Here is a 15,482-nt window from a genome sequence, read left to right as displayed (position 1 = left end):
ATTATTTTTAAACTTATCAAATAAAACCCAACTTAATCAATTCAACCAAGTCATTGTTTTATCAGAAGTTTTAATCTTCATCACCGCCGATGGATGTGCATTCTACAGCATTTCTGATCCAACGCAACACCCTTTTCCATTTATTTTTAATTTTTCATTACGTTTGTTTATTTATTCTACTAAATTAAGTTTTTTTTACTATTTTTTGAGCATAAAAGGGACAATATTTCCATATTTGTCCGTTAATTTATCTTTTTCATTCTTTTCTTGCCATTTTAAAGCTCGACAATCTACATATTCACAGTAGCCACCCTCTCCACACTCGATTTCGTCGTTGATTTTGATTTGATAGTTAAAGCTTCCTGCATAGCCCGCCCCTAGTCCAAATTTAAAATCTCCACGACTCTGCGCTTGTACATGTATTTTCATTTTGTCATTTTGGTAAATCCATTCAAATTCACGTGGCAAATACATTTTTTGCAAATTCGGTGTTTTAACCACAGGATAAACGCGCATGACTTTAAAGAACACGCCTTGATCCGCCATGAACACTTGCTGCTGATTTAAATCTCTTAGATATAAACGTGAACTCAAAATATTGTTATAACGGTCTCGCGTTTGCATAAAGATGATTTGACGCTGTCGGCTGAGGTTGATTACCTGGTGGGTATAAAACGCTAATGGTAAATATGGAAACTTGCGTATTTGTGCATAAGACAAAACCGCCAACTGATTTACATCATACATCTGGCCCTGAAATTTGATTTGCCCTTCACATTGGCACATCACCGACCAATATTCAGCAAGACCTAATCTCAACTTAATTAAACACGAAGAAATATCGGTAGTTTGCACGGACAAATATAAACTGAGTTCAGTATCTTCTCGATGGATTTGAAATACCGCTCCATCCCAACCAATCTGCTCTTTATCTCTAAATTTAAAGACGGTATCACTCAGACTACAGTCGTCTTTGATGGAATATGATTGTAATTGCCCAACCATATGACCGCTCACACTGGTCAATACTGTGGCTGTATTGAGTTCGTCTTGTTGAATGGACGCAGGATTTTGAAAAGCGGGAATCTGAGGCTGCCCAAGCCAACTCATAAAGTTAAGATAATGTAAGGGCGCAGGAAGATTCGGTAGACAAAGTCCATAATGGACTGAAGGATAAGGCGTATTCGGCGCATGTAAATTTATTTTTTTATGTTGTAAATCTGGAGCTTGATTCAATCGTCTTGATTGATCCAAGAAATCTTGAAATATCTGCATATCAAGCTCCTTTTCATTTTTATTTCATGTTTTATCTCATGCTTCAGCCTTTTTTGCCATTAAGGTTGTGACAAAGCCAGACAATGCATAAATTACTGAAATAATTAAAATACCCATTGGAATATTATACGTTACAGCAGCTAAAATGAAGACTATGATTGGCAACACCGCAAATGGAACACGGCGACGATCCACAGTTTTAAATGAATAGTATTTTACATTTGAGATCATCAATAGACCCACTGCAATAATCACTACCGCATTAAAAATCTGAATACCTGTTTCGCGTAAGTCGAAGACCGCAGGGATATCCATACCTACCCATACCAATGAAATAATCATAACGGCTGCGAGTGGACTTGCAACACCAATAAAATAACGTTTATCGACAACCCCAATTTGTACGTTAAAACGTGCCAAACGGAAGGCTGCACATGCTGTGTAAACAAAACATGCTGCCAGGCCAATACGGCCTAAGTCATTTAGACTCCAGCTATACATTAAAATGGCAGGTGCAACACCAAATGCTAGCAAGTCCGACAACGAGTCAAACTGTTCACCAAAAGGACTTTGTGCGCCGATAGCACGTGCGACACGTCCATCCAAACCATCAAATAATGCTGCAAGGAAAATGGCATAAATGGCTTGTTGAAACTCACCATTCATACTGGCAATTATTGAATAAAAGCCGGATAACAACGCTGCAGTTGTAATCAAGTTTGGCCACAGATAGATCCCACGACGTTTCACTTTATGCCCTTCATGGGTATGCTCCTCTTCTTCAACTTCAAATGTAATGCCATCAAATGCATTTTCATCCTTTGAAGAAATTTCCCGCTCAGGTTTATTTGTATTTGTCATTGTTCGATCCTAACTGTGACCTTTCTTTTTCAAGTTTAAAATTATTCGCCAACCAACCAACGTACGGCTGCATGACCACCATTTTCATTCATACGAAGATGTGGGAACAACCATTGTAATGCTTCGTCCGCATCTTCAGAGAATTTCCAAGGTGGGTTAATCACCAATAAACCACAACCATTCAAACCAACTGGAGTGTCATCAGGCCACACACAAATTTCGCAAACCAACTGACGACGAATACCAGTTTTGTACATTTTCTTTTCAAAACGTTCAATCATCGCGCGGTCTTTAATTGGATACCATACCGCAAAAACGCCTGTCGGCCATTTTTTATAAGCAGCTACCAACAATTCTACAAGCTGTGGAAAATCTTTACGTTCTAATTCGTAAGGTGGGTCAATCATGACCAAACCACGTTTTTCTTTTGGTGGAATTACACCCAGTAAACCTTCGTAAGCATCACGCTCATGCAAGCCTGCACGTTTATCAAAAATATTGTGGCGCAATTGTTGGAATACATCGCGCTGCATTTCAAAAATCGTTGCCTTATCAGTTTCACGCATGCCTTCAAGTGCGAACCACGGAGAACCTGGATAAGCGCCTTTACCAAAGTTTTCACGCATTTTTTCAACAACTTTTAAATATTGTTGAACACCTTCAGGCGCATTGCGTTTAATTGAATCATCGAGCTTAACTAAACGATGAATACCATTTAAAAACTCACCTGATTTCTGTGCTTCAGAGGTCGAAAGATCATATTTACCTGCACCACCATGTGTATCTACATAGCGATAAGGTTTATCTTTTGCATTCAGTCGACTTAATAACTGAAGCAGCAAAACGTGCTTCATCACGTCGGCAAAGTTGCCTGCATGGAAATGGTGACGGTAATTCATGTTTCTTTAATTCCTAATATCAACGGACATTTTAGCATGAAAAATAGTTTCATTCCGATGCTATTCTTGCTCTAGAATACGTCACCTTTTTTTCCACAACTTTATGGATCGTATATGGAAACAGCCTTTCTCCCAAAGTCTTGGCCGGTTGATCAAATCCTCGATGATTTAGATCAACACGGGTTTAGCATTATTGATGACGCTTATCCTGCTGAATATATACATGCACTTGTTGAAGAATGTATGTCAAATTTAAATAAATTTAGGGATGCAGCCGTACAAAATGGAGTCATCAGTAAAATTAGAAGTGATCATATTTTATGGATTAACGACACATTAGATGTCGCACAAGAACACGTTCAAGCCTTAGAACATTTATCAGAACAATTTAATCGCGCATTTTTTTCTAACATTCACGAAATCGAAGCACATTTTGCTTGTTATAACGCAGGTGAGTTTTATGCACTACACAAAGATAATCCTCAAGGCAAAAATGGACGTGTCATTTCAGCGGTTTATTATTTGCATGAATATTGGCAAGCCGACTGGGGCGGTGAATTGCGCTTACAAGATAAGAATGATGTTTGGCATATTTTAGAACCTAAACCGAATCGCATTGCGTTATTCCAAAGTGACCTATTACACGAGGTACTCGAAGCTAAACATCAACGTTTATCGATTACGGCTTGGCTACGTAATGACAACTCGATGTGGTAATTCGAGATTCCTCCTTTAAATCCCTTAAACTATCCTCATATATGAGTCATGCATAGATGAGGATGTACCCGATGCGTCAAAACAGTCATAAAATTATTCAGCGTATTGGCGAAACCGATCAATTATTTCTACAAGGCAACAGCCCTGAACTTGCTCTTGAGCGCGCAGACTTACGCCTGCAATTGGTTAATTTAAGTAAGAACCATCAAGAACAAGTGTATTTTCTGCAAGAAGCCATTGTTCTACTTGAGCAAAGCCGGATTGAATTTGAAGAAATGCCGATTGAGCTATACATCAATTTGTCTGTACATTTAGCCAAAGCCTATATGGTATTTTTTGAAATCACCCAAGAGCAGCGCTATGCCTTGATTACCCAGCAGATTATGAAACCGATGTCAAAAGCTGAACATGGCGACATTTACTTCTACTTGGCCTATGCCTCTGCGGTAAAACAGGAACCTGCGTTAACCCGCCACTGGTTAAATAAATACTGCAAATCTCAAGAATTCAAACTGACCACTTTACTTGAGCATCCTGCATTTAATCCTTATCGCCAAGAAGACTGGTTTTCAGAATTACGCCAAAGCAAATTGCACTAAATAAAAAAACACCTCCGAGGAGGTGTTTTTTTATTTGTGGAGAAATGAAATCTATGCTGGCTGCAGCTTATATGCATCCATATGCAACTGTTGATTCAGCTCATCAATCCAAATAGCCCAATCATCATCTTGTACTAAATGACTGATTAGAAAATCACGCTGCGCTTTATTCCAAAACGGCGCATCATGTAAATTTTCACTTGCAGCAAGCTGATGCGTACGCACGTATAACTCGATCGCAGCTGGACTGCTGGCTAACCCCAATTGAGAAAACAATAAAGCTAAGGATGGTTTATTTTGATTGAGCATCTCGCCCTCCTTATCAACTAATCTGTCATTTATTATTTAATTAACTTATATGATGCCGATAAAAAAACCTAGCGTTAAAACTAGGTTTGTTGTTTCAAATTGTATTTAGATTTTGCATGATCCGGAAAGCTTATGTTCTGTATGCAATTGTTCATTTAAAATATCGACCACCATGGCCCAGTCATCATCTTTTTTCCAATGACTGATAATAAAGTCACGCTGTGACTTCGTCCAAAATGGCGCTTCATGCAATGGAACATCCATGGTGATTTGATGCGTTTCGATAAATTGATCGATGCCTTCCGGAGTTGCATCCAACCCCAATTGTTCAAAAAATAGTTCCAACGTCGGTTGTTGATCAAACATTGCCGTTCTCCTCAAGCCAATAACATTTCTCCTATCTTTATAGTTATCTGTTTATTTGACTTTGTCAGTTGCAACAGCATCTCAACGTGTTATTTTTTGTTCAAAACTTAAGCTTGGTATTTTTCGCAGGCCATAAAAAAGCACCCCAAATGGAGTGCTTTTTTTTATAATTTAATTTAAAAAATTAAATTATTTAACCATGTCAGCAACTGCTGCACGTTCTTCTTCAAGCTCGTTTAGAGTGACGTTGATACGTTCACGGCTGAATTCGTCGATTTCAAGACCTTGAACGATTTTGTATTCGCCGTTTTCAGTTGTTACAGGGAAACCGAACATTACGCCTTCAGGAATACCATAAGAACCGTCAGAAGGAATACCCATAGTTACCCATTTGCCGTTTGTGCCAAGAGCCCAATCGCGCATATGGTCGATTGCAGCGTTTGCAGCAGAAGCAGCAGAAGAAAGACCACGCGCTTCGATGATCGCAGCACCACGTTTACCAACAGTTGGAAGGAATACGTCTTTGTTCCAAGCAGCATCGTTGATTTTGTCTTTTAAGCTTTCGCCGTTTACATTTGCAAAACGGTAGTCAGCATACATTGTTGGAGAGTGGTTACCCCAAACTGTCATGTTTTCGATGTCAGAAACTGCAACACCCGCTTTTTGAGCAAGTTGAGTTAACGCACGGTTGTGGTCAAGACGTAACATTGCTGTGAAGTTTTTCGCTGGAAGATCTGGAGCAGATTTCATTGCGATGTAAGCGTTAGTATTTGCAGGGTTACCTACAACAAGAACTTTAACGTCACGGCTAGCAACTTCGTTAAGTGCTTGGCCTTGACCGATGAAGATTTCACCGTTTACTTTAAGAAGGTCAGCACGTTCCATACCAGGACCACGTGGACGTGAACCTACAAGAAGAGCGTAGTCAGCATCTTTGAATGCAACTTTAGGATCATCAGTACCGATCATACCTTCTAAAAGAGGGAATGCGCAGTCATCAAGTTCCATCATTACGCCTTTAAGCGCTTGTTGAGCTTTCTCAACTGGAATTTCTAATAATTGAAGGATAACTGGTTGGTCTTTACCCAACATTTCACCGCTTGCGATACGGAATAATAAGCTATAACCGATTTGACCAGCTGCGCCAGTAACGGCAACACGAACTGCTTGCTTCATGTAATTATCTCCAATTGAGGAAGGTCATAATGATTAAATAGCTGTTCTATCTAATCTTAATAATCATAAACGGCAAAGATTGTACTCCAATCTTTTGACGCTTGCATGTAAAAGAGAATGCTTTTCAACAAAAGTATGATAGGAAATATAAATAAAATGCCGAAAAAAGCTTAGAAAGAACCTTTAATTATGAAAGTTGCAGGACAATTTCCGACAATAGTCGTAGGGCAACTTTTATACTGCCCATTGTTTTTATAGCAAATTTTAATCTCGGTCAGTAAACTGCCACCACGGGTTTGCATACAGTTAAATTCAATACTTTGGGATACCAATCCACTGTTCATACGCAACATTTTATTACGCAAGACATTGGCTTGAATGGATTGGGTTTCTTGGCTAGTCAATTCATCTGGAATTTTTAGCTTATCTGCATGATTAATAATGGTTCTGAAATACTGGCTGGCATTCATTGGGACACAGCCGCCGGTAGTGTGCCAAAGCGCCACACGAGCATTTTCATCAGGCATAATCCGTGCAACCACTTTGGCTTGCAACGGAGAAAGTTTAGCTGAACTATTGGTGGTGCAATCACGGGTAGAAGTTTCTGGATATAGTCCCGTGATATTGAGTGAATACCCTTCCAGACATTTACGTTTTTTACTTTTTAAAGGGTCATAGGCGCAAACAGCTGGCACCATTTGCACATCCATCACATAGCCATTAACCACGGGTGCTGCCGAAAGCACAGACACACCAAAGCCAGCACCACTGCCGATGAGCAGTGATGTCAGTATTCGATAAACAGGTCTAATGTTCAATTCGGCATTCATTATTTACCCATATTGCGCCTCAAAACAGGCGCGTTGCTTCAATGCTTATTGCGCATTCCGTAATGGAATCATTTGCATTCGTTTTTCAATCGATTGCGGCCCCTGACCCAATAAAAGGCCGTAATGGGTTGCATTGGTCATCACATGTTTTACATAGTCTCGAGTTTCCGTTAATGGAATCGATTCCGTATATTGGTCCGCTGCAATCGCTTGATACTCAGGCTGCCAGCGTCGAGCACGATTTGGACCCGCATTGTAGCCTGCAGTCGCTAATACTGGACTATTACTCAATTGACGTTGAATCATCGATAAATAGAAAGTGCCATAACGGATATTGGTATTCATATCCGTTAATGCAGCGGGGTTATAACTCTCCCCCATCTGACGAGCCACCAATTTTGCGGTGTCTGGCATAATTTGCATTAAACCACCAGCACCGACATGTGAACGTGCGCTAGTAACAAACCGACTTTCTTGACGCATCAAACCATAAGCCCATGCTGGGTCAATCCCTGCATTACGACTATGACTCACCACGTAATTTTGATGCGGCATAGCATAACGTAAAGCATAATTGTGCTGTTTAGTGGTTCGATCTGCTGCATAAATCGCCCGATCATACCACCCCATATCGGTTGCACGTTTAGCTGCGGCAAGAATCATGCCATCATCATGCTTTAAGTAGGCTTGACGCACTGCCCAGTTCCATTCACGGTTAATATAGCTGTCAGATGCATTAATATTGCGCAATGCAAAGGCACGACGGAAGTGAATATCCTGACTGAGACGCTGCGCATCTTGTGACGAAGGCTGCACATTTGACGGAATATTGTTATAAGACTGACCAATTTTGTCACGTGCTAACAAATTATGGTAATCATCGCCAATGGCAAGCTTACGATAAATTTCTTTTGCCGCATGTTTAGATGAGGCATCGCCACGTTGTTCAGATGCTCGTGCTAACCAATATTGCCAACGGTCTTCCTGCTTTTGCGAAACGCTCATCGCATCAATTGCACGAATGACACTTTCCCATGCGCCAAAACGAATGGCTTGTCGCGCATAAATCTCGGCTTCTTCTGCACTAAAAGGCAGTCCATAACTCAAATCAAGATAATTTAGAACTTCACGGTTGAAATTATTTTTCATTACCGTTGTACCACCGATATACCCGACACTACGGTATAGGGCTTTTTGTACATCGGCTGGTGTGCCTTCTGCTGCACGTTTCACCGAAGAAATCGCACCATTTAAGTCGCTATCGGCCAAGCGACCCATCGCATAAATCAGGTATGCATGATCTTCAGCTGTGGCTTTGGGTGCAGACCATAAATAATTCAGTGGATTGGCTTGAATGGTGTTGAGTTGTGACAAATTAATATTTACGCCAATGGTTTGCGCAGTCGCAATCGCTTGTCCTGACTGACCCGCTCTTAACTGTCCCCACATCCGTTGATGGCGGTCATCTTGAGTCATTAAAGGACTCGACAGCATCATACGGCCCAAGCCCGTACACGAATCAGGTTGTGAGTTTGTGGTCAACCATACATCTTTAAATTCTGCGTAAACCAGAGGGTCGCCCGACTTTGCGCGGACTTGAGCCATGGCACATGTTTCAGCACGGTCAGCATTAGTCACATATTGCAAGACAGGCTGTGCTGTAGCGAAATCAGCTTGTTTGACTTTTTCTTCAACATAATCTGCGGCTAATTTTTCTGCCATTGCCGAGTTTGGATAGCGCTGTGCAAAATTAATAATGGCACTTGCAGGTTGTGAAGCCAAATTGTTATTCAGTAACCAATATTCTGGATAATAGCCCAAAACATCATTTTGCATGGATGATTGGTATTGTTGTAATAAACTAATATTGCCTGCATTCGCAGCACGTAAAGCATCGTTAAACTGCTCATCTGCGGCTTGGGCAAACGCAGAAATTCCGGAGAGCCCGACACTCAAAGCAAGTAATTTAGCGTAATTTTTCTGTTTAAAATTATGTTTTAACATCCACTTGCCTTCTTTCATGTCATTCTGCTCAGTTACAGCACATCGAACTTTGTTTAGGAATTAGTTTAATAATTCTAAACTCTGCATTGTGTTCTGTTATGTAACCTTATGATTAGCCAATATTAATTTTCAAACATTTTTACTTCATAAATCAATATGGCAGAGTTGTAATTTTAGGCTGTAAGTTTCTAGTGAATTACTGCTAAAATATTGCCCATTCTTAAAATCCCCTTTTTGACCTCCGCAGCTGCACAATTCAATTGATTGAATTGTCTGTCAGCCACGTATGGTTATTGATTTTCATAAAATTCCTTTAGGAGCCTACATGACGGTTCAAACCTTCATCCCCAATAGTGCCCAAGCTGCCCCAGATAACACTGTTACCCAGCCACAGCACACCCCAGCTCAAGATGGAACAGTGAAAAAACTGTACATCGAAACGCAAGGGTGTCAGATGAATGAGTATGACAGTCAACGTATGGGCGACCTTTTAGGTGATTCTCACGGCTATGTGCTGACAAACGATCCAAAAGAAGCGGATATTCTCCTGATGAATACCTGTTCTATTCGTGAAAAAGCACAAGAAAAAGTATTTTCAGAGTTAGGTCGCTGGCGCAAACTGAAAGAAAAAAATCCAGACTTGGTGATTGGTGTTGGTGGTTGTGTTGCTTCTCAGGAAGGTGACAACATTCAAAAACGCGCACCGTATGTAGATATGGTGTTTGGTCCGCAAACCTTACACCGTTTACCACAAATGCTTGATCAGCATACTGAGCAAGTGGTCAAACCCAAAAAAGAAAAAATTCAGTTGGTGGATATTTCATTCCCTGATATTGAAAAATTCGACTTTTTACCTGAACCGCGTGTAGAAGGGTTTAAAGCCTTTGTCTCGATTATGGAAGGCTGTTCTAAATACTGTTCATTCTGCGTAGTTCCTTATACCCGTGGTGAAGAGGTTTCTCGCCCACTCGATGACGTATTGGCTGAAATTGCCACTTTAGCTGAAAAAGGCGTACGTGAAATTTCATTACTCGGCCAAAACGTGAATGGCTACCGTGGTGAAACTTTTGAAGGGGAAATCTGTACCTTTGCAGACTTATTACGTTTAGTGGCCGAAATTCCGGGCATTGGACGTATTCGTTACACCACATCGCACCCGCTTGAATTTAATGATGACTTGATTCAATGCTACCGTGACTTACCGCAAATGGTTTCTCACTTGCATCTACCAGTTCAAAGTGGTTCGAATGACGTTCTACAAGCCATGAAACGTAACCACACGATTGATGTATATATCGATAAAATTGCTAAATTACGTCAAGTTCGCCCTGATATGCATTTATCTAGCGACTTTATTATTGGCTTTCCGGGTGAGACTGACGAAAACTTCGAAGAAACTTATCAATTTATCCAAGATATGGATTTCGATCATTCATACAGTTTCATCTACTCAAAACGTCCGGGTACTCCTGCTTCAGAACTTGAAGACACGACCCCTGAAGATGTGAAAAAAGAACGTCTTGCAAAAGTTCAACAATGGATTAAACAATCCAGTATCGATAAAACTGATGCAATGCTAGGGACCATTCAACGTGTCTTGATTGAGTCTGTTTCAGACAAAGATCCGAACTTGCTGATTGGTACTGCAGACAATACACGTTTGGTTAGCTTTATCGGTGATCCTGCATGGGTTGGGCGTTTTGCAGAGATTGAAGTGACAGATATTAAAACTTTGAAGTTTGTTTACGGTGAACTCTTGAATCTTGAGCCTGACGTGGCGTAATGTAAGCTTAATCGTCAGACCAATTTAAAGGAATTCTCTTGACTGCAGCGATTCGACGTACTGTAACTTTTGCTGGTATTCCACTTGACCGTTTACAAAGCATGCTCGGTGCCTATAACGGTCATCTCAAACAAATTGAACAACGTTTAGATGTCAAAATTTCTCATCGTGCAGATGCTTTTTTTATCGATGGGGAAATCGATGCGGTAGAGAGAGCCGAAAGTCTCCTTCACCGTCTTTATGAAGAGTCCGAAACCAATCTACAGATTAGTGCGGACATTTTACACATGATGATTCAAGGCAGTCAGACTGACCGCGAAATTCAGGAAGATTTTTCTGAAAATGAGCATACCGGTTTAGACAATGTTTATCTACAAACCCGTAAAGGTCGGATCAATCCACGTGGTGCCAATCAAAAACGCTATGTACAGCGTATTTTACAAAGCGATATTTCATTTGGTATCGGCCCAGCGGGTACAGGTAAAACTTATCTCGCGGTCGCCGCTGCTGTAGATATGCTAGAACGTAATGAAATTCAGCGTATTTTATTGGTTCGCCCTGCGGTTGAAGCAGGTGAAAAACTGGGTTTTTTACCCGGTGATTTGAGCCAAAAAATTGACCCTTACTTACGTCCTCTCTACGACGCTTTGTATGAAATGCTGGGTTTTGAAAAAGTCGCAAAACTGATTGAACGTCAAGTGATTGAAGTTGCACCACTCGCCTACATGCGTGGTCGTACCTTAAATCATTCTTTTGTGATTTTAGATGAAGCACAGAACACTACCCCTGAACAGATGAAAATGTTCCTCACCCGTTTAGGCTTTGGTTCTCGAGCGGTGATCACGGGCGACATTACACAGGTCGATTTACCTCGTGGTCAACAATCTGGTTTGGCACATGCCTTACGTGTGATTGAAAAAATTAAAGAAATTCATATTACTCGCTTCCACTCTCGTGACGTGGTACGTCATCAATTGGTTCAAAAAATTGTTGAAGCCTATGAGGGATGGGACAGCGAACAACATCGCCTCACAGCTGAACAACGTGCGGAACGTAAAGCACGTCAGGAAGCCTTGGTGGCGGACAATGATGCTAAAGCTGATGGGCAGCATCAAGACGAAAACATTTAAGGATTCATTTTGAAACTTAATCTCTCTTTGCAGCAAAATTTTCAGTCACCTGAATTGGTGGTGAAACGTGCGCATATCAAAAAAGTCGTGGAAACGGCTTTACGTCATATCGATACACAAAGTGATTGTGAGATCGGTATTGCATGTGTGGACAATGACGAAAGCCACAAATTGAACTTGGAATATCGTGGTAAAGACAAACCGACTAATGTGTTGTCTTTTCCGAGCGATCTCCCCGATGAAATGGCTGCAGTTTTAGACTCATTTCCGATTGGCGACTTGGTGATTTGTATTCCTGTGGTTCTTCGTGAAGCACAAGAACAAAGCAAAGCACCCCTGACCCACTTTACGCATATGCTGGTACACGGTACGTTGCACCTCATGGGTTACGACCATGAAACCTCTGATGAAGATGCTGAAGAAATGGAAGCATTGGAGATCGAGATTTTAGCCAAATTAGGGTTTGATAACCCTTATCTGGAAAGAGATTAAGAACCAAAAAAGCGAGCTCCGGCTCGCTTTTTTTATCGTCATAAAAAACAAGGAAGGAAAGATATGCAATATGTCGTGATTTTTAAAGCACGCATTCGTACGCTTGATGAGCTGTATTTTTCGACTGCACAGCAGCTTAGAGACAAAGCCTTGACACACTTTAACTGTCAACATTTTGAAGCGCTGACAGAGGGTGAGCATGAAATCGCCCTTTCCTACTGGAATACATTAGAAGACATTCGAGCTTGGCAACAAGATGCACAACATCTGGTCGCGCAGCAATTGGGGAAAAACCAATGGTATGCGAGTTTTAGCGTCGAAATCTGCGAAGTTTTGCGACGCAATCACAACTGATTAACGCACCTCAAACTCTGCTTCTGCAGGATCAAAGCGCCAAGTACGCACAATACGAAGTTCTGAGATGTCTTTCATTTTGGCATCAAACAAACCAAAAGGTGCCGCCTTACGCACAGAGGTTTTTGCTGCTTCATCCAATAAGCTTGAACCTGAACTTTCGATCAAACGAATGGCACGAATCCCGCCATTACTGTTCAAAATAACCATTAAACGTACTTCACCGCGTAGCTGTTGCTGTTTTGCCGCTTCAGGATAATAACGGTTACCGTAAAATTCGACTTTTTCGCGAAATTTTTCCATGTAAGCAGCAGAAACATCTTGCTTGGCTTGAATGCCATCAATGGTTTTAATTTTTTGCTGACGGCTAAAGTTTTGCTGACGTTGTAAATATTGAGCTTCAATACTCGCCACCATCGCAGCCTTGGCCTGAAACTGACTATTCAACTCCTCAACGGCTTTTTTACGACTGTTTTCTTCCGCTTGTTTTTGCCAACTCAAGGTTGTCATCAACACTTTGTCTTCAAAGCTGAGTTCTTTCTTTTGTTGCAGTTGTTCTAAAGCTTCACTTTTTTGCTCACCGGCTTTTTGTTCGATCATCGGTGCAGGCATGTCACTCGACATACGATGCGACTCACGGAATGTCCCCGAGCCCTGCTGATCGGCTTGTGCTAAAAAGTCTGCATGTTCAATTTTTTCCGTCGTAGAACGTAAAGAAACTGCAATTTCTTTGGTGTTATAATCCGCCTCTTGGGGCATGGAAAATTGCATGGTTAAAAAAGCCAAATGCAACACAGCAGCAAACACTAATGCAGTTGCAAATATGGGATCTTTCCACCACTCTTTCATCAAGGGCATGAACGTTATTTTTTTCAGCATCACATTAAACCGACAATTTGCCGCGTTCCCCAAACTGCTTAAAACAGTATAAAATAAAACTCGTATTCATTTTTTGATGAAAACGAGAAATCCATCAACACATAGATAATGCACAATTAAAATCATGAAAATGGTGCAATTTATTTTGCTAAACTGCAAGATCAAAACCTTGTGTTTTTATAGAAATCGACAAGATAAACATCGTTAAAAAACATAATTTGTCAGGATGCACTTCTTATGCAAACGCTAGTTTCCAATATCGCTAAACGTATACGCCAAGTGTACCAAAAAGCTGAAGGATTTATTGAAGATGAGCGTGAATTCCCAATGTCTCAAGTGTTTTTAAATGCGACATTTCAGCGCTTTGTGACCGATAATGTGAAAATGCTCAAAGACTTGCATGCTGACCTGCATGATGACTGGCTTCGACTGTATGCCACATTGGATTATAACGGGCTGATCATAACACTCTCTGTTGATTTAAAACTGGTACAGATGGAACTCAACAAACAAACGCAATTGATCGTATTTGAACAAATTAGTGATACACAAGTGATTGAAGCGAAGTATCCAAATGTTCTGTATAAGATGGGCGTGCGCATGGCGTTATGGTTCTATCAAAAAGTACTCAACCAAGATCCATTGGGTATGATTTTGGAAAAGCTCAATGTGATCAAAGTTAAAGATGATTTACTGTATTTAGACCTGAATCGCTGGCTCGGTAAAAGTCGATCGATTATCGACACACTGGGCAAAGTCCATGTCAACCATGCTGTTTTACGTGAGGCCGAATTGGTGGTGATTGGTAATGTTAATTTAACCGCATTGTTCACCAAGATGTCGCAAGAACGGATAGAAGACTGGGATGACTCAAATTTAAAAGACGATGAAGTCACGCCTATAAAGCAAAAGGAAAACTAGACTTATCCTGTACTTAGACATCTTGAACCTATAAAAACGCTACACAATATATACATTAGGCACGGATTTGTGACGTGATTCTCCACAATCCAGCCGCATAATAAACATATCAGGTGGTTTAGCCCACCGCATTTCTATTGAATAGGAAAACCATACTTATGGCACATTCAGTTTTGAAAAATTTAGGTCTTGTTGCTGGGGTATCGACTACACTGCTTTTGACTGGTTTCTCAAGTCAGTCATTTGCCATGAGTCCATTCCAAGCAAGCTACCAGTTTAATTACAACGGCAAAAACTTGGGTTCTGCAACACGTACACTAAAACAATCTGGGAATAACTGGACCTATGTTTTCGCAGCAAAAGCTGGTGCGATGGCCTCTGCAACTGAAACCAGTCGTTTTAGTTTAAATGGCAGCCAAATTCACTCGAACAGCTTTAGCCGCAGCAGCAAAATTTTGGTGCACAACAACACCATGAATATTAATTTTAATGCTGGCGCAAAAACCATTAATACCAAAAAAGATGATAAAGCGCGTTCATTTGCGTGGAAATCAGGTGTGTTAGATGAACTCAATGCTGAATTGCAAATTCGTGAAGATTTAAAAAATGGTGGTTTGAAATCGAATTACTACATTGCCGATGCCAAAGAGGTTGAAGCTCGTAAGTTCGTGAAACAAGGCACTGAAAAAGTGAAAACCACTTACGGGACTTTTGACACCGTGAAAGTCGTGATGCGCCATGACAAACCTGGCCGTCAAACCACCTTCTGGTTAGCACCAAAACTAGATTACCTACCTGTCAAAGTTTCCCACCAAGACAATAAAACCTCTTACGGTTTATTGTTAACGGGCTATAAAGGTGCAACAAATTAATTGATTTGATCAATT

The 15,482-nt window shown here is 40.8% G+C and carries 17 protein-coding genes; 8 read left to right on the top strand and 9 right to left on the bottom strand.

Annotated features, from left to right (window positions below; translation table 11 throughout):
- Positions 1-198: 198 nt before the first annotated feature.
- The 3 genes from FTU62_RS14570 to FTU62_RS14560 are packed head-to-tail and all read right to left on the bottom strand — an operon-like array spanning position 199 to position 3,035.
- Entirely contained in the window at positions 199-1,275 is a 1,077-nt protein-coding gene (locus tag FTU62_RS14570) for a DUF6670 family protein (protein WP_180103033.1), read from the bottom strand.
- 36 nt (positions 1,276-1,311) lie between these two features.
- Complete coding sequence (gene pssA / locus FTU62_RS14565; RefSeq protein ID WP_078192422.1) at positions 1,312-2,136, bottom strand: CDP-diacylglycerol--serine O-phosphatidyltransferase; 825 nt, start codon at positions 2,134-2,136, stop codon at positions 1,312-1,314.
- Between the two features lie 41 nt (positions 2,137-2,177).
- Positions 2,178-3,035, bottom strand: a complete 858-nt coding sequence (locus FTU62_RS14560; RefSeq protein ID WP_078189232.1) for a 23S rRNA (adenine(2030)-N(6))-methyltransferase RlmJ — start codon at positions 3,033-3,035, stop codon at positions 2,178-2,180.
- Positions 3,036-3,149: 114 nt separating this feature from the next.
- Between FTU62_RS14560 and FTU62_RS14555 the strand changes: the two genes are divergently transcribed.
- Both FTU62_RS14555 and FTU62_RS14550 read left to right on the top strand, forming a co-directional pair.
- Positions 3,150-3,752 carry a 2OG-Fe(II) oxygenase gene (locus FTU62_RS14555; protein WP_180103032.1) on the top strand — a complete coding sequence of 201 codons (603 nt, stop codon included), beginning with the start codon at positions 3,150-3,152 and terminating at the stop codon, positions 3,750-3,752.
- Positions 3,753-3,823: 71 nt separating this feature from the next.
- Positions 3,824-4,351 carry a hypothetical protein gene (locus tag FTU62_RS14550; protein WP_180103031.1) on the top strand — a complete coding sequence of 176 codons (528 nt, stop codon included), beginning with the start codon at positions 3,824-3,826 and terminating at the stop codon, positions 4,349-4,351.
- A gap of 51 nt (positions 4,352-4,402) precedes the next feature.
- On the opposite strand, the gene FTU62_RS14545 is transcribed toward FTU62_RS14550, so the two are convergent.
- The 5 genes from FTU62_RS14545 to FTU62_RS14525 form a co-directional block, all read right to left on the bottom strand.
- Positions 4,403-4,660, bottom strand: a complete 258-nt coding sequence (locus FTU62_RS14545; protein ID WP_078189234.1) for a DUF2789 family protein — start codon at positions 4,658-4,660, stop codon at positions 4,403-4,405.
- A 105-nt stretch (positions 4,661-4,765) separates the two neighbouring features.
- A complete protein-coding gene (locus FTU62_RS14540; protein ID WP_180103030.1) occupies positions 4,766-5,026 on the bottom strand; it encodes a DUF2789 family protein in 261 nt (86 codons plus the stop codon).
- Positions 5,027-5,215: 189 nt separating this feature from the next.
- Positions 5,216-6,202, bottom strand: coding sequence for a malate dehydrogenase (locus tag FTU62_RS14535; protein ID WP_180008396.1), 987 nt, complete (start codon positions 6,200-6,202; stop codon positions 5,216-5,218).
- A 170-nt stretch (positions 6,203-6,372) separates the two neighbouring features.
- Positions 6,373-7,032, bottom strand: coding sequence for a ribonuclease I (locus FTU62_RS14530; RefSeq protein WP_180103029.1), 660 nt, complete (start codon positions 7,030-7,032; stop codon positions 6,373-6,375).
- A gap of 45 nt (positions 7,033-7,077) precedes the next feature.
- Entirely contained in the window at positions 7,078-9,054 is a 1,977-nt protein-coding gene (locus FTU62_RS14525; RefSeq protein WP_180103028.1) for a lytic transglycosylase domain-containing protein, read from the bottom strand.
- Between the two features lie 307 nt (positions 9,055-9,361).
- Here FTU62_RS14525 and miaB point away from each other — a divergent pair, with 307 nt between their 5' ends.
- From miaB to FTU62_RS14505, 4 genes are all read left to right on the top strand, one after another.
- A complete protein-coding gene (gene miaB / locus FTU62_RS14520; protein ID WP_180103027.1) occupies positions 9,362-10,819 on the top strand; it encodes a tRNA (N6-isopentenyl adenosine(37)-C2)-methylthiotransferase MiaB in 1,458 nt (485 codons plus the stop codon).
- A gap of 38 nt (positions 10,820-10,857) precedes the next feature.
- A complete protein-coding gene (locus FTU62_RS14515) occupies positions 10,858-11,949 on the top strand; it encodes a PhoH family protein (RefSeq protein WP_180103026.1) in 1,092 nt (363 codons plus the stop codon).
- Between the two features lie 9 nt (positions 11,950-11,958).
- Complete coding sequence (gene ybeY, locus FTU62_RS14510; protein ID WP_078192431.1) at positions 11,959-12,441, top strand: rRNA maturation RNase YbeY; 483 nt, start codon at positions 11,959-11,961, stop codon at positions 12,439-12,441.
- A gap of 63 nt (positions 12,442-12,504) precedes the next feature.
- Positions 12,505-12,795, top strand: a complete 291-nt coding sequence (locus tag FTU62_RS14505; RefSeq protein WP_111885943.1) for an antibiotic biosynthesis monooxygenase — start codon at positions 12,505-12,507, stop codon at positions 12,793-12,795.
- On the opposite strand, the gene FTU62_RS14500 is transcribed toward FTU62_RS14505, so the two are convergent.
- Complete coding sequence (locus FTU62_RS14500; RefSeq protein ID WP_218948631.1) at positions 12,796-13,653, bottom strand: energy transducer TonB; 858 nt, start codon at positions 13,651-13,653, stop codon at positions 12,796-12,798.
- A gap of 258 nt (positions 13,654-13,911) precedes the next feature.
- Here FTU62_RS14500 and FTU62_RS14495 point away from each other — a divergent pair, with 258 nt between their 5' ends.
- Positions 13,912-14,595, top strand: coding sequence for a hypothetical protein (locus FTU62_RS14495; protein ID WP_180103025.1), 684 nt, complete (start codon positions 13,912-13,914; stop codon positions 14,593-14,595).
- 158 nt (positions 14,596-14,753) lie between these two features.
- The gene (locus FTU62_RS14490) at positions 14,754-15,467 is read left to right on the top strand and encodes a DUF3108 domain-containing protein (protein WP_180010540.1); all 714 of its coding nucleotides are present in this window, start codon (positions 14,754-14,756) and stop codon (positions 15,465-15,467) included.
- Positions 15,468-15,482: the final 15 nt, after the last annotated feature.

The organism is Acinetobacter sp. YH12126, assembly GCF_013418745.1.
GTDB classification, from domain to species: Bacteria; Pseudomonadota; Gammaproteobacteria; order Pseudomonadales; family Moraxellaceae; genus Acinetobacter; species Acinetobacter amyesii.
Note: the sequence above shows the minus strand (reverse complement) of the source record. Positions and strands in the feature narration are given on the sequence as shown.

Excerpts from the sequence above, each read along its gene's own strand:
- FTU62_RS14570 (WP_180103033.1), bottom strand. The coding sequence starts at position 1,275 with ATGCAGATATTTCAAGATTTCTTGGATCAATCAAGACGATTGAATCAA.
- pssA (WP_078192422.1), bottom strand. The coding sequence starts at position 2,136 with ATGACAAATACAAATAAACCTGAGCGGGAAATTTCTTCAAAGGATGAA.
- FTU62_RS14560 (WP_078189232.1), bottom strand. The coding sequence starts at position 3,035 with ATGAATTACCGTCACCATTTCCATGCAGGCAACTTTGCCGACGTGATG.
- FTU62_RS14555 (WP_180103032.1), top strand. The coding sequence starts at position 3,150 with ATGGAAACAGCCTTTCTCCCAAAGTCTTGGCCGGTTGATCAAATCCTC.
- FTU62_RS14550 (WP_180103031.1), top strand. The coding sequence starts at position 3,824 with ATGCGTCAAAACAGTCATAAAATTATTCAGCGTATTGGCGAAACCGAT.
- FTU62_RS14545 (WP_078189234.1), bottom strand. The coding sequence starts at position 4,660 with ATGCTCAATCAAAATAAACCATCCTTAGCTTTATTGTTTTCTCAATTG.
- FTU62_RS14540 (WP_180103030.1), bottom strand. The coding sequence starts at position 5,026 with ATGTTTGATCAACAACCGACGTTGGAACTATTTTTTGAACAATTGGGG.
- FTU62_RS14535 (WP_180008396.1), bottom strand. The coding sequence starts at position 6,202 with ATGAAGCAAGCAGTTCGTGTTGCCGTTACTGGCGCAGCTGGTCAAATC.
- FTU62_RS14530 (WP_180103029.1), bottom strand. The coding sequence starts at position 7,032 with ATGAATGCCGAATTGAACATTAGACCTGTTTATCGAATACTGACATCA.
- FTU62_RS14525 (WP_180103028.1), bottom strand. The coding sequence starts at position 9,054 with ATGAAAGAAGGCAAGTGGATGTTAAAACATAATTTTAAACAGAAAAAT.
- miaB (WP_180103027.1), top strand. The coding sequence starts at position 9,362 with ATGACGGTTCAAACCTTCATCCCCAATAGTGCCCAAGCTGCCCCAGAT.
- FTU62_RS14505 (WP_111885943.1), top strand. The coding sequence starts at position 12,505 with ATGCAATATGTCGTGATTTTTAAAGCACGCATTCGTACGCTTGATGAG.
- FTU62_RS14500 (WP_218948631.1), bottom strand. The coding sequence starts at position 13,653 with ATGCCCTTGATGAAAGAGTGGTGGAAAGATCCCATATTTGCAACTGCA.
- FTU62_RS14495 (WP_180103025.1), top strand. The coding sequence starts at position 13,912 with ATGCAAACGCTAGTTTCCAATATCGCTAAACGTATACGCCAAGTGTAC.
- FTU62_RS14490 (WP_180010540.1), top strand. The coding sequence starts at position 14,754 with ATGGCACATTCAGTTTTGAAAAATTTAGGTCTTGTTGCTGGGGTATCG.